General features: G+C 29.4%; 13 protein-coding genes. 7 read left to right on the forward strand and 6 right to left on the reverse strand.

Features of this window, described 5'->3' with window-relative positions; all coding sequences use genetic code 11:
- The 6 genes from mnmE to rpmH all read right to left on the reverse strand — a co-directional run bounded on the left by mnmE (position 1) and on the right by rpmH (position 3861).
- The gene (mnmE, locus tag BD821_RS10380) at positions 1-1374 is read right to left on the reverse strand and encodes a tRNA uridine-5-carboxymethylaminomethyl(34) synthesis GTPase MnmE (RefSeq protein ID WP_104410419.1); all 1374 of its coding nucleotides are present in this window, start codon (positions 1372-1374) and stop codon (positions 1-3) included.
- A gap of 317 nt (positions 1375-1691) precedes the next feature.
- On the reverse strand, positions 1692-2318 hold the full coding sequence (jag, locus tag BD821_RS10385; protein ID WP_029451758.1) for an RNA-binding cell elongation regulator Jag/EloR: 627 nt from the start codon (positions 2316-2318) through the stop codon (positions 1692-1694).
- Positions 2319-2356: 38 nt separating this feature from the next.
- The gene (gene yidC, locus BD821_RS10390; RefSeq protein ID WP_051652403.1) at positions 2357-3082 is read right to left on the reverse strand and encodes a membrane protein insertase YidC; all 726 of its coding nucleotides are present in this window, start codon (positions 3080-3082) and stop codon (positions 2357-2359) included.
- Positions 3083-3103: 21 nt separating this feature from the next.
- Positions 3104-3313: a membrane protein insertion efficiency factor YidD gene (yidD, locus tag BD821_RS10395; RefSeq protein ID WP_029451760.1), complete on the reverse strand. Its 210-nt coding sequence runs from the start codon at positions 3311-3313 to the stop codon at positions 3104-3106.
- Positions 3309-3668 carry a ribonuclease P protein component gene (rnpA, locus tag BD821_RS10400; RefSeq protein ID WP_029451761.1) on the reverse strand — a complete coding sequence of 120 codons (360 nt, stop codon included), beginning with the start codon at positions 3666-3668 and terminating at the stop codon, positions 3309-3311. Before rnpA ends, yidD begins: the two co-directional genes overlap by 5 nt.
- Positions 3669-3726: 58 nt before the next feature.
- Positions 3727-3861 carry a 50S ribosomal protein L34 gene (rpmH, locus tag BD821_RS10405; protein WP_029451762.1) on the reverse strand — a complete coding sequence of 45 codons (135 nt, stop codon included), beginning with the start codon at positions 3859-3861 and terminating at the stop codon, positions 3727-3729.
- A gap of 566 nt (positions 3862-4427) precedes the next feature.
- On the opposite strand from rpmH, the gene dnaA reads away from it, so the two are divergent.
- The 7 genes from dnaA to gyrA all read left to right on the forward strand — a co-directional run bounded on the left by dnaA (position 4428) and on the right by gyrA (position 13425).
- On the forward strand, positions 4428-5783 hold the full coding sequence (dnaA, locus tag BD821_RS10410) for a chromosomal replication initiator protein DnaA (protein ID WP_029451763.1): 1356 nt from the start codon (positions 4428-4430) through the stop codon (positions 5781-5783).
- Between the two features lie 265 nt (positions 5784-6048).
- Entirely contained in the window at positions 6049-7149 is a 1101-nt protein-coding gene (gene dnaN / locus BD821_RS10415) for a DNA polymerase III subunit beta (RefSeq protein WP_104410420.1), read from the forward strand.
- A gap of 61 nt (positions 7150-7210) precedes the next feature.
- A complete protein-coding gene (yaaA, locus tag BD821_RS10420; RefSeq protein WP_029451765.1) occupies positions 7211-7417 on the forward strand; it encodes a S4 domain-containing protein YaaA in 207 nt (68 codons plus the stop codon).
- A gap of 62 nt (positions 7418-7479) precedes the next feature.
- Positions 7480-8565, forward strand: coding sequence for a DNA replication/repair protein RecF (gene recF / locus BD821_RS10425; protein WP_104410421.1), 1086 nt, complete (start codon positions 7480-7482; stop codon positions 8563-8565).
- A 13-nt stretch (positions 8566-8578) separates the two neighbouring features.
- Positions 8579-8842 (forward strand): extracellular matrix regulator RemB, encoded by a 264-nt coding sequence (gene remB / locus BD821_RS10430; protein WP_029451767.1) that lies wholly within the window; start codon positions 8579-8581, stop codon positions 8840-8842.
- Between the two features lie 134 nt (positions 8843-8976).
- A complete protein-coding gene (gene gyrB / locus BD821_RS10435; protein ID WP_029451768.1) occupies positions 8977-10884 on the forward strand; it encodes a DNA topoisomerase (ATP-hydrolyzing) subunit B in 1908 nt (635 codons plus the stop codon).
- 21 nt (positions 10885-10905) lie between these two features.
- Positions 10906-13425 (forward strand): DNA gyrase subunit A, encoded by a 2520-nt coding sequence (gyrA, locus tag BD821_RS10440; RefSeq protein ID WP_104410422.1) that lies wholly within the window; start codon positions 10906-10908, stop codon positions 13423-13425.
- Positions 13426-13875 lie beyond the last annotated feature (450 nt).

The following is a 13875-nucleotide window of genomic DNA, read 5'->3' on the forward strand; positions in this document are numbered from 1 at the left end:
CTACTTTCCTAAACAAAATTCTGAAAAAATCTTGTCTATTATATCCTCTTCTAAAGTTTCACCACTAACTTCACCTAAATTAATCCAAGCACCTCTTATATCTATAGATGCTAAATCTATAGATATACCACTGTTAAGTGTTTCCAATGAAGCTAAGCATTTTTCTTTAGCTCGATACAAAGCCTCTTTGTGTCTAGAGTTGGTTATCATTAAATCTGTGGAATTAATTTCACCTTTAAAGAAAAGATCTTTTATTTTGTTTTTTAATAAATCTATTCCATCACCATTTTTTGCAGATATTTCAATTACATTTTTCATATCCTGAAAATCATATTCTTCTAATTCTCTTTTTAAATCAGATTTATTTAAAATAACTATATATTTCTTATCCTTTATATACTCTAAGATTTCTTTATCATCAGAGTCTAGTTTTCTGCTTAAATCTAACATAAATACTACAAGATCTGCTTCATTAATCTTTTCTTTTGATTTTTCTACACCTATTTTTTCTACTAAATCTTCAGTTTCTCTTATTCCTGCAGTATCAACCACCTTAACAGGGATACCATCTAAGTTAATATATTCTTCTATAACATCTCTTGTTGTACCTGGAACATCTGTTACTATAGATCTTTGTTCCATTAATATAGAATTTAAAAGTGAAGATTTGCCTACATTAGGTTTCCCTATTATAACCATACTAAGACCTTCTCTTATAATTCTTCCTTCATTTGCAGTATCAAGTAACTTATCAATTCTATTTATTATATTATCTAAATCAACTTTTATCTTATCTGAAGTCATTTCTTCTAAATCTTCTTCTGGAAAATCCACAGTAGCCTCAATATGAGCTATAACCCCTAATAATTCATGTCTAATATCTTTTATTTCCCTGGAAATTATACCTTCACTTTGCATTAATGCTGATTTCATTGATAGGTCAGTTTTTGCTCTTATTAAATCCATCACAGCTTCTGCCTGACTTAAGTCAATTCTACCATTCAAGAACGCTCTTTTAGTAAACTCCCCTGGCTCTGCTATTCTAGCTCCAGCCTTTATAACTTCTTCTAAAACCTTATTTGTAGACATAATGCCACCATGACAATTTATTTCTACAGAATCTTCTGCAGTAAAACTTTTAGGCCCTTTCATATAACTTACAAGTACCTCATCTATCATTTCTTTACTAAACTTATCTATAATCTTTCCATATCTCATTGAATATGGACTTATATCATCAAACTTTCTATTGCCTTTTCCTTCAAATATAGAAGAAACAATAGAAAGAGCCTTATCTCCTGAAACTCTTATAATTGAAATTCCACTTTCACCTACAGCTGTAGCTATAGCAGCTATAGTATCAAAATCTTTCATCTTTAGCCTCCTAAGCCCGAAAATCGGTTATATATATTATATAAATTATACTATAAAATTAATGTATTATTTAATAAATATAATTTTAATTTTATTATATAATTACTTTTATTTTAAATTTTTATCTATATAAATAAAAATTTGATTTCAACTTTTATATGTTTATTTGTATTAATAAAACATTAGAAATTATATCATTTCATATTCTCTTACTCAAGTACTACCATGGTTTTTATTTATAACCTTTCTTTGATTATAAACTATAACTAATAATTTAAAATAAGAGGTTACCCCGTATATTAAAAAAGAAAGCCACCTTAGGCTTTCTTTAAATCTACTACTACTCTTCTATAAGGCTCTTCTCCTTCACTATAAGTATAAATATAAGGATTATCTTGTAGTGCGGAATGTATTATTCTTCTTTCATAAGGATTCATAGGTTCTAATTTAAAGCTTCTTCCAGATCTTCGTACCCTACTGCCGGTTTTATCTGCTAACCGTTTTAGAGTCTCTTCTCTTTTAAACCTATAATTTTCTGTATCTAATACAACCCTTTTATATTCTTCATCATTACCTTTGTTAACAACAAGACTAACTAGATATTGAATAGCATCTAGAGTTTCTCCTCTATATCCTATTACAATTCCCATATTATCTCCAGACAATATAATATTAATAATATTATTCTCTTCTTTTATGTCAACTTCAGCTACAACTCCCATTGCATTTAAAACTTCAGCTAAAAAAGACTTTGCATCATGTACATAATCTTTTTTTAATTTAACTTTGATTTTGGCTGGCTTAACTCCAATAAAGTTAAATAAACCTTTAGTACCCTCTTCTAAAACTTCAACTTCAACTTTATCCTCTGTAACATTTAATTCTTTTAGTGCTTTCTTTAATGCCTCACTTACAGTCTTTCCACTAATTTCGATTGTCTTCATAACCTATTTCACCCACCTTTGATCTCATACCCCTATTTTTATTTATTCTTTTTATTTAAATCTTTATCGGAGTTAATTTCTTTTGCACCTTTACTTGTAGAAATTTCATCATTAGGCTTTTTATCTAAAGCTTTAGTTAAGAAGGTTTGAGCAATTTGTATTAAATTGTTTATAACCCAATATAAAACTAAGGCTGATTTAAGCTTCATACTCATGAATCCTATAAATCCTGCCATAAAAATATTCATTGTTTGCATCTGCTTTGCCTGAGCATCTTGAGGTGCATTGTTTGAAATAATTTTACTAGATATAAATTGTGTTAAAAATGATAAAACAGGTAATATGTATAAATGGTCTGGTTGTGATAAGTCTTTTATCCACAAAAATCCCACTCCAGTTATACCTTGTAAATTATTAAAAACATAATACAATCCAAAAAGTATTGGCATTTGTACCAATAAAGGTAAACATCCACTTAAAGGATTTGCCCCATTTTCTTTATATAATTTAGACATTTCTTGCTGTTGTTTTTGAGGATCATTTTTATACTTAGTTTGTAACTTTTTAACTTCTGGTTGTAACTCTTGCATCTTTACTTGAGATCTTGTTTGCTTTATATTTAAAGGTAACAAGATTATTCTTATTATAATTGTAAAGAATATTATGGCTAGGCCATAAGAATAATCTGGATTAGCAGTTATTACCTTTACTAACCCATGAATAAATTCAAAAAATTGAGTTAAATACTGATTTATATACTTCAAATACTAAACCTCCCGACAATATTATTTAACAGGGTCATATCCACCTTTATGAAAAGGATGACACTTAAATATCCTCTTTAAGGACATAAAACCACCTTTTAACGCTCCATATTTTTCTATAGCCTCTAATGCATACTCTGAGCATGTTGGATAAAATCTGCATGATGGAGCTTTCATAGGTGAAATATATTTTCTATAAAGCTTTATTAAAGCAATGAAAAACTTTTTAATCACTTTCCATTAAACCTGCCTTTTTAAAAAGGTTTTTCATGGAGTTTTCTATCTGAAAGTAATCTTTATCCTTTACAGCAACCCTTGCAACAAAAACAAAATCAAATCCTTTTTTTATGTCGCTACAGTTTAATCTATAATTTTCACTTATTAATCTTTTTACTTTACTTCTAGTTACACTTTTTCCTACTTTTTTACTTACAGATATACCTACTCTATTAATAGGCATATTACCCTTATCTTTATTATAATAATTTTTATATACATATAAAACTAATAATTCATTAGCAAAAGACTTTCCTCGTCTATACACTCTTCTAAACTCAACATTTTTTCTCAGCTTTTCGACTTTCATGCCAAAACATTACTCCTTTTTTTCCTGCAATTGCAGAAAAAGGCCACTAAAGCGGCCCTTATGCTGACAATTTTGCTCTACCTTTTTGTCTTCTTCTTTGAAGAACTTTTCTTCCAGATAAAGTTCTCATTCTTTTTCTAAAACCATGTTCTCTTTTTCTTTGTCTTTTTTTAGGTTGGTATGTCATTAACATTCTAACTACACCCCCTTCATCTATTCTTATGTATAATAAGGTATTTGTTATCATACTCATATACATTATAGTTTTACCCTATAATTATATAGTGAGCATAATTTAATGTCAAGAAGACAAATGAAATTTAACCTATATATATATATGTAATTTTTGTTGATAAAGTTATCAACAATTTTTTTTGTGGATAAGTTATTGAATGTTATCAAATTTTTATGATATTATAGAGAAGAATTGTTAATAATATTTGATACTTTCAAAGTTATCCACAGTTGTTGATAACTTTGTGCATAACTTATTTGATTCTTCTTGTATCTTATATTATAATCAATATTTCAGCATACAATTCACTATTATATATGCTGTTAATTATGTTTATATGTTTTTTTTACACTGTTGATAACTTTAAACATATAAAATATACTAACAAAGTTATAAACATGTGAATACTTTTAGTAACAATGGCTATTATTTTAAATAGCTGTTTATAAATATGTTTATACATTGTTTAAACTTTAATATAATTTCTATAATAAAATTTTTATAATTTGACTGGAGGATACGAAATGAACGCCCAACTTAAAGAAATGTGGGAAAAAACCTTAAATATCCTAAAAGGCGAACTTTCAGAAGTTAGTTTCAATACATGGATAAAAAGTGCTGAACCTATGGCTATGGATGATAAAACAGTGAAATTTGGTGTTCCTAATGATTTTACTAGGGAAATACTAGAATCTAGATATAAGGACCTCATAATGAATGGTATAAAATTAATAACTTCTAAAAAATATAATATAGAATTTTGTATATTATCAGAAGATCAAGTAGAAGAAGAAGCTGTTAAAGAATCTGTTCAAATAAATACAAAAGGTTCAGTAATACCAAATGATGAAATGACAGCTATTTTAAATCCTAAATACACTTTTGATTCCTTTGTAATTGGAAATAGCAATAGGTTTGCCCATGCAGCATCACTTGCTGTAGCAGAATCTCCAGCAAAAGCTTATAATCCCTTATTTATATATGGTGGCGTAGGGCTTGGAAAAACCCATCTTATGCATGCCATAGGACACTATGTTCTTAAAAATAATCCAAATACAAAAGTAGTTTATGTATCTTCTGAAAAATTTACTAATGAACTTATTAACTCTATTAAAGACGATAAGAATGTAGAATTCAGAAATAAATATAGAAATGTAGATGTGCTTTTAATAGATGATATACAGTTTATAGCAGGTAAAGAAAGAACTCAAGAAGAATTTTTCCATACATTTAATGCATTACATGAAGCTAATAAACAAATTATATTATCTAGCGATAGACCACCAAAAGAGATTCCTACCTTAGAAGATAGGTTAAGATCAAGATTTGAATGGGGACTTATAGCTGATATACAAGCTCCAGATTTTGAAACTAGAATAGCTATTCTAAAAAAGAAGGCTGATGTTGAAAACCTTAATGTACCAAATGAAGTTTTAGTCTATACTGCAACAAAAATTAAATCTAATATAAGAGAACTTGAGGGTGCCCTTATAAGAATAGTAGCTTACTCATCTTTAACAAATAGTGAGATCACTTTAGAATTAGCTACAGAAGCTTTAAAAGACATAATATCTAATAAAGATTCAAAAAACATCACAATAGCAAATATTCAAGATATAGTTTCAAGCTATTATAATCTTAGGATAGAAGACTTTAAATCTCAGCGTAGAACAAGGAATGTATCATATCCTAGACAAATTGCTATGTACTTATCTAGAAAGCTTACAGATATGTCCCTTCCTAAAATTGGGGAAGAATTTGGTGGACGAGATCATACAACTGTAATTCATGCCTATGAAAAAATTTCAACAGGATTAAAAACTGATGAATCATTGCAAAACGTTGTAAATGACCTAACCAAGAAGATTACACAAAAATAATAACAATCTGTACATAATAACTATTGCATAACCTGTGGATACATTTTAAAAACTAAATATAATCTAACAATGTGGATAAGTCTAACTATGGAGCACTTACTTATCCACAGTTATTTTTACATAATTTTTGTCCTATCACAGGGCTTAAAGCACTTACTAACAAATCCACAGCCCCTACTACTACTATTACTATATTTATCTATAATATATCTATATCTATTCTATTTTTAATAAAACTTTGTTAACAAATTAAGGAGGACTCACTATGAAATTTATATGTGAAAAAAATAATCTACAAGAAGCTATATCAATAGTTCAAAAAGCTGTTACAGGAAGATCTCCAATGCCAATACTAGAAGGAATATTTTTAGATGCCAGTGATAATGAATTAAAATTTATAGGTTCAGATATAGATTTAAGTATAGAAACAACAATTAAAGCAAGTGTTATTGAACCTGGAAGGGTAGTTATTAATTCAAAAATATTTGGAGAAATAATAAGAAAGTTACCAAATGACGAGGTTTCTATAGAAACAGCAGAAAATGATTCAATCATAATAACTTGTCAAAATTCTATATTTAATATCACCCACTTAGAAGCTAATGACTTCCCCATGGTACCAAGTATTAATGAGGATTTAGTATTTGGTATACCTCAAGGTATTTTAAAAAATATGATACGAGGCACAAGTTTTGCTGTAGCTGTAGATGAAACAAGACCAATACTTACAGGAATATTATTTGAAATTAATGATAAGATGTTAAACATGGTAGCTCTTGATGGATATAGACTTGCATTTAGGAATGAATTTATAGATAATGAAAATTCTATAAATGCTGTAATTCCAGGAAAAACTTTAAATGAAGTTGTAAGGATATTAGAAGACAGCAATGAAAATGTTGATATAACATTTACAAAAAACCATATTCTTTTCAACCTAGGAAAAACTAAGATAATATCAAGACTTTTAGAAGGGGAATTTATTAAATACAATTCTATAATTCCTCAAGAATTTAATTTAAAAGTTACGGTGGATAAACATAAATTACAAAGTAGTATCGAAAGAGCTTCACTTATGGTTAAAGAAGGAAATGCGAATTTAATAAAATTAGATATACAAGATGAGTCCATGGTAATAACATCCAATTCTCAATTGGGAAAGGTAAGAGAAGAGATCTCAATAAATCTGCAAGGAAGCCCTATTCAAATTGCATTTAATTCAAGATACCTTTTAGATGTTTTAAAAATTATGGAAGAAGACGAAGTTGTTATGGAATTTTCAAGCAGTGTAAGTCCTTGTATAATAAAAAATAAAAATAAACTTAACTGCAAATATCTTGTACTGCCTGTAAGATTAGTAAAATAATAATTTAAGTTGTATTAATAATTATAAATAAGGGCAATAATGTAAATAGGAGAGATGAATAATGGAAGAAGTAAAAATAACAACTGAATATATAAAACTTGATTCTTTTTTAAAGTGGTGTGGAGCTGCATCTTTAGGTTCAGAAGCTAAATTTTACGTGCTAGAAGGCCTGGTTAAAGTAAATGGTGAAATTGCTACACAAAGAGGAAAGAAGCTAAGAATAGGAGATAAAGTAGAATTTAAAGACAATATATATAAACTAATTTAAATAAATTATTTTATTCATTATTATTTAACAATAATATGATATAATTTTATAAGGTGTTTAATATGTATATAAAATATTTACAACTTTACAATTATAGAAATTACGATTATTTAAACTTAGAGCTTGGTCCAAATGCAAATGTTTTTATAGGAGACAACGCTCAAGGGAAGACTAATATTTTAGAATCCATATACTACTGTGGATTTGGAAAGTCTCATAGGACAAATAAAGATAAGGAACTTATTAAGTGGAATGAAGAAAAATCGTCTATAAGTATTTATATATCAAAAAAAAGATTGGATAAAAAGATTGATATAAATATATTAAGGAATGGAAAAAAGGGAATAACAATAAATTCCATAAAAATAAAAAAAATATCAGATCTTATAGGTAGTTTTAATGTTGTTATGTTTTCTCCAGAAGATTTAAGGATAATAAAAGAATCTCCAGGAGTTAGGCGTAGATTCATTGATATGGAACTATGCCAAATAGACAAAAAGTATTACTACAGCTTAGTTCAATACAATAAAGTTCTTCAAGAAAGAAACGTTTTGCTAAAAAATAGAAATTTAGATAAATCTATGTTGGACATATATGATATTCAGTTAGTTAACTTTGGAAAGTATATATTTAATAAAAGATGTGAGTATGTAGATAAGCTTAATCAATATGGTAGTGAAATACATAAAGATATAACGTCAAACAAAGAAAATATATATTTTAAATACATATCAGCTGTTAAAAATAAAGATGATATAGAAAAACAATTATTAAATTTACTAAAAGAGTATAGGCAAAAGGATATAGAACGAGGAACTACAAGCATTGGTATTCATAGAGATGATTTGTCAATTTACATAAATAAAATTGAAGTTAAAAACTATGGTTCACAGGGACAACAAAGGACAGCGGTTTTAACTATGAAGTTCTCCTCTTTAAGCATATTAAGAGACTTAACAGGTGAAGCTCCAGTTTTATTACTAGATGATGTTCTATCTGAATTAGATTTTAATAGAAAGAGATATATATTAAAATCTATTAAGGATGTCCAAACAATAATAACCTGCACCGGTGTAGACGAAATTGAAGAATATTTAAGTAAAGACGCTAAAATATTTAAGGTTATAGATGGAAATATAATTTCATAGAGGAGGAGTCTTCATGTTTCTTCACTTAGGAGAAAATGTAGTAGTGCCCATAAAGGATATAATAGGTATATTTGATATGGAAACTAGTATGGATAGTTCTGATACTAGACAATTTTTAAGAATGGCAGAAGAAGATGGATTTATAGAGCGAGTAACGAAAGAAGCGCCTAAGTCTTTTGTTATTGCAGAAGTTGAAAAGAAGAGTAAAATATTCTTTTCACCTATATCTTCAGCAACATTAACTAAAAGAGTTGATATAGAATATTATTTGAAATAATTTAAATATTAAATTATATTCTATTCCACATTGCCACTTAATAGCATAATAAGCAATGTTAAGTGGCAATTAATCGTGGAATAAAACATTTATAAAGCTAAAATTATTTATAATAAAGTAGGAGGAATTGCGAGTTGGAAGATAACAATAATATTTATGAAGCTAGTCAAATCCAAGTCCTCGAAGGGTTGGAAGCTGTACGAAAAAGGCCAGGTATGTATATTGGTAGCACTAGTGTACGAGGTCTTCATCATTTAGTATATGAGATAGTGGATAATAGTATTGATGAAGCATTGGCAGGATATTGCACACATATAGAAATTGTAATAAATGAAGATAATTCAGTAACTGTATCAGACGATGGAAGAGGTATGCCAGTAGGTATGCATCCTAAAATGGGAAAACCTGCAGTAGAAGTTATAATGACAATACTTCATGCAGGCGGTAAGTTTGGTGGTGGAGGCTATAAGGTATCAGGGGGTCTTCATGGAGTAGGAGCTTCTGTTGTTAATGCTTTGTCTGAAGTATGTGAAGTTACAGTTAAAAGAGAAGGCTTTATATGGAAACAATCTTTTGGAAGAGGTCTTGCTAAGAGTCCTTTAGAAAAGATTGGTGAAACAGAAGAAACCGGAACCATGGTATATTTTAAGCCTGACCCCTTAATATTTGAGGAGATAGACTTTGATTTTGATATCTTATCTAAAAGACTTAGAGAGGTAGCATTCTTAAATAAAGGTATAAAAATATCATTTGAAGATAAACGTGTTGATAAAAAAGATCAATATCAATATGAGGGAGGGATAAAGTCCTTTGTATCTTATTTAAATAGAAATAAACAAGCTTTACATCCGGAACCTATATATGTGGAGGGTGTTAAAGATGATTATATGGTTGAAATAGCACTTCAATACAATGATGGTTATACAGAAAACATATTTTCCTTTGCTAATAATATAGATACAGTTGAAGGGGGTACCCATCTCATAGGATTTAAATCTGCGCTTACAAGAGTATTTAACGATTATGCAAGAAAGTTTGGGTTATTAAAAGAGGCTGATAAGAATTTGTCTGGAGATGATATAAGAGAGGGGCTTACTGCTGTAGTTTCAGTGAAACTTACAGATCCTCAATTTGAAGGACAAACAAAGACAAAGCTTGGAAATAGTGAAGTAAGAGGTATAGTAGATAATATAATGGGTGAAGGTGTAAGCACCTATTTAGAAGAAAATCCTTTAGTAGGTAAGATTGTTATAGAAAAGGGGCTTTTAGCAGCAAGAGCAAGAGAAGCCGCTAGAAAAGCAAGAGAACTTACAAGAAAATCTGTACTAGAAAGAACTTCTCTTCCAGGAAAGCTTGCAGATTGCTCTTCAAAAGATCCATTAGAATGTGAAATATATATAGTCGAAGGAGACTCTGCGGGAGGATCAGCAAAGCAAGGAAGGAATAGAAGGTTTCAAGCCATATTACCATTAAGAGGTAAGATACTGAATGTTGAAAAACAAAGATTAGACAAAATATTAAATTCTGAAAGTATAAGGTCAATGATAACTGCATTTGGAGCAGGTATTGGTGATGAATTTGATTTAGAAAAGAGAAGATATAATAGAATAATAATAATGACGGATGCCGATGTAGATGGAGCTCATATAAGGACTTTATTATTAACATTTTTTTATAGATATATGAGAGGACTTGTTGATGAAGGTCATGTATACATAGCTCAACCACCTTTATTTAAAGTTACAAAGCAGAAAAAGGATTATTATGCTTATACGGATAAAGAATTAAATGATATATTAGAGGAATTAGGTGGAAAAGACAATAGTATTGCAATACAAAGGTATAAAGGACTCGGAGAAATGAATGCTGAACAGCTTTGGGATACAACCATGGACCCTGAGAAAAGAATACTTCTTAAAGCTACTGTAGATGATGCCATGGCAGCAGATGAGATATTTACTATACTTATGGGAGATAAAGTAGAACCACGTAGAGAATTTATTCAAGAAAATGCAAAAAAAGTTATGAATTTAGATATATAGTGCATAGATGAGGTGAAATATATGAACAATAATGAAGGAAAAGTTATACCGGTTGATATTGAAAGTGAAATGAAGAAATGTTATATAGACTATGCCATGAGCGTTATCGTAGGTAGAGCACTTCCAGACGTAAGAGATGGTCTAAAGCCTGTCCATAGAAGAATTTTATTTTCTATGCATGAGTTGGGGTTAGCTCCAGAAAAGGGATATAGAAAATGTGCTAGAATAGTCGGTGACGTACTAGGTAAGTATCATCCACACGGAGATTCTTCTGTTTACGATGCTTTAGTAAGAATGGCTCAAGATTTTTCTATAAGATATATATTAGTAAATGGCCATGGAAACTTTGGTTCTGTAGACGGTGATTCAGCTGCCGCTATGAGGTATACAGAAGCAAAAATGAGTAAGATTTCTGCAGAAATGATAAGGGATATAAATAAAGATACTGTAGACTTTATACCTAACTTTGATGGAGAAGAAAGTGAACCATCAGTATTGCCTTCAAGATTTCCAAATCTCTTGGTAAATGGATCATCAGGTATTGCTGTTGGTATGGCTACAAACATACCTCCACATAATTTAGGAGAAGTAATAGATGGAGTCATAATGCTTATAGAAGAACCAGATTCTAACATTATGGAACTAATGACTGTAATAAAAGGACCAGACTTTCCAACAGCAGGTACCATAATGGGTGAGGCTGGAATTAGATCAGCCTATGAAACCGGAAGAGGAAAGATTCTAGTTAGAGCTAAGGCAGATATTTTAGAAGAACATGGAAGAAGTAGAATAATAGTAACAGAGATTCCATATCAGGTTAATAAGTCTAAGCTTATAGAAAACATAGCAGAGCTTGTTAAGGATAAAAAGATAAATGGAATACATGACTTAAGAGATGAGTCAGATAGAGATGGTATGAGAATTGTAATAGAGCTTAAAAGAGATGCAAATCCAGAAGTAGTTTTAAATCTATTATATAAACATACTAAAATGGAAGATACCTTTGGTGTAATAATGTTAGCATTAGTAGATAATCAGCCACAGGTACTAAATCTAAAGGAAGTATTAGTTCATTATTTAAATTTCCAAAAGGAAGTCGTAAAAAGAAGAACTGAGTTTGAATTACAAAAGGCTGAAGATAGGGCTCATATACTAGAAGGATTGAAGATTGCCTTAGATAATATAGATGAAGTTATAAAGATTCTAAGAGGATCCAAAAGTGCTGATATAGCAAAAGTTACTCTTATAGAAAGATTTGACTTTTCTGATAAGCAAGCGCAAGCTATTTTAGAAATGAGACTTAGAAGACTTACAGGTCTTGAAAGAGATAAAATAGAACAAGAATTAAGTGAACTTATGATTTTAATCGAAAGCTTAAAGGATATATTACAAAATGAAGAATTATTATTAGATTTAATAAAAGAAGAGCTTTTAGAAATTAAGAATAAGTTTGGAGATAAGAGAAGAACTTCAATTGAACAAGGTGTTGGTGATATATCACTTGAAGATCTTATTCAAGAGCAAGAAGTTGTTATAACATTAACTCATGGAGGATATATAAAGAGGATATTAGCAGATACCTATTCTTCACAAAGAAGAGGTGGTAAGGGAATACAAGCAATGTCAACTAAAGAAGATGACTTTGTAGAAAATGTATTTATAGCTTCTACTCATAGTGATTTATTATTCTTTACAAACCGAGGAAAGGTTTATAAACTTAGAGCTTATGAAATACCTGATGCAGGAAGAACTGCAAAGGGAACAAACTTAATAAATATAATACCTATAACACCAGGTGAAAAGATAGAGGCTGTTCTTGCAATAAAAGATAATAAATTAGATGGTAACTTAGTTATGGTAACAAGAAAAGGAGTAATAAAGAAGACTCCTCTTAAAGGATTCATTAATATAAGAAGAAATGGTATGAATGCTATAACCTTAAGAGAAGGAGATGAGCTTCTAAAAGTTAAGCTTACCTATGGTGATGCAGAAATTATTATTGTTACTAACTATGGATATGCAATTAGAATAAGTGAAAAAGATGTAAGGGCTATGGGCAGAAATGCAGCAGGTGTTAAAGCACTTACATTAAGAGAAGATGATAAAGTTGTATCTATAGATATAATAGTTCCAGATGAGGACCTTTTAATAGTAAGTGAAAATGGATTTGGTAAAAGAACGAACATATCTAAATACCAACTACAAAAAAGAGGCGGAAAAGGAGTTAAGACCTACAAGAGAAATGAAAAAACAGGAAATGTTGTAGGCGCTAGGATTTGTAATGAAGATGATGAGCTTATGCTTGTTAATAGTAGCGGGGTAGCTATAAGAATAAATGTAGATGGCGTAGCTCAAACAGGAAGAAATACTAGTGGTGTAACGCTTATGAAAACTAAAGGTGAAGAACAAGTAGTTGCTATTGCTAAGATAAAAAGTTCAGAGGATAATGAAAGTATAGATGGTGATATAATTATTATTGAAGATAATGAACAAAAAGATGAACCAGAGATATCATCTGAAGTAATAGATGACGAAGAATAATACATTAATACAGTTTTAGTATAATAAAAGCATGTTCTATAAACTTATAGAATGTGCTTTTATTAATTATATTAATAAATTCAATGAACACGATGCCAAGTGTATCAATATAAAGAAATAGAAGGAATACATAGGTATAATTACTATTAAGGATTTAATTTATTTTAATAGTGTATAAGCGTAATATCATATGTTGATATAGATGTTATTCTATAAAAGTTCCTTAGCGGAAAAGAAAAACAATTATTTATCGCAAGGACATAAGTTTTAAAAGTTAAAAACAATAATGAAAAAAATTGTTGACAACTTAAAAAACACATGATATACTTACAAAGTACTTCAACACAGAAGTACATGATCTTTGAAAATTGAACAGAAAAGATATATAAAGACCAGCAATTCTTTTGAATTATGTAATTGAGTAGATTAAACTTACTTAGAGAATTCAGA

This window comes from Clostridium algidicarnis DSM 15099 (genome assembly GCF_002934235.1).
In the GTDB taxonomy this organism is placed as follows: Bacteria; Bacillota; Clostridia; order Clostridiales; family Clostridiaceae; genus Clostridium_L; species Clostridium_L algidicarnis.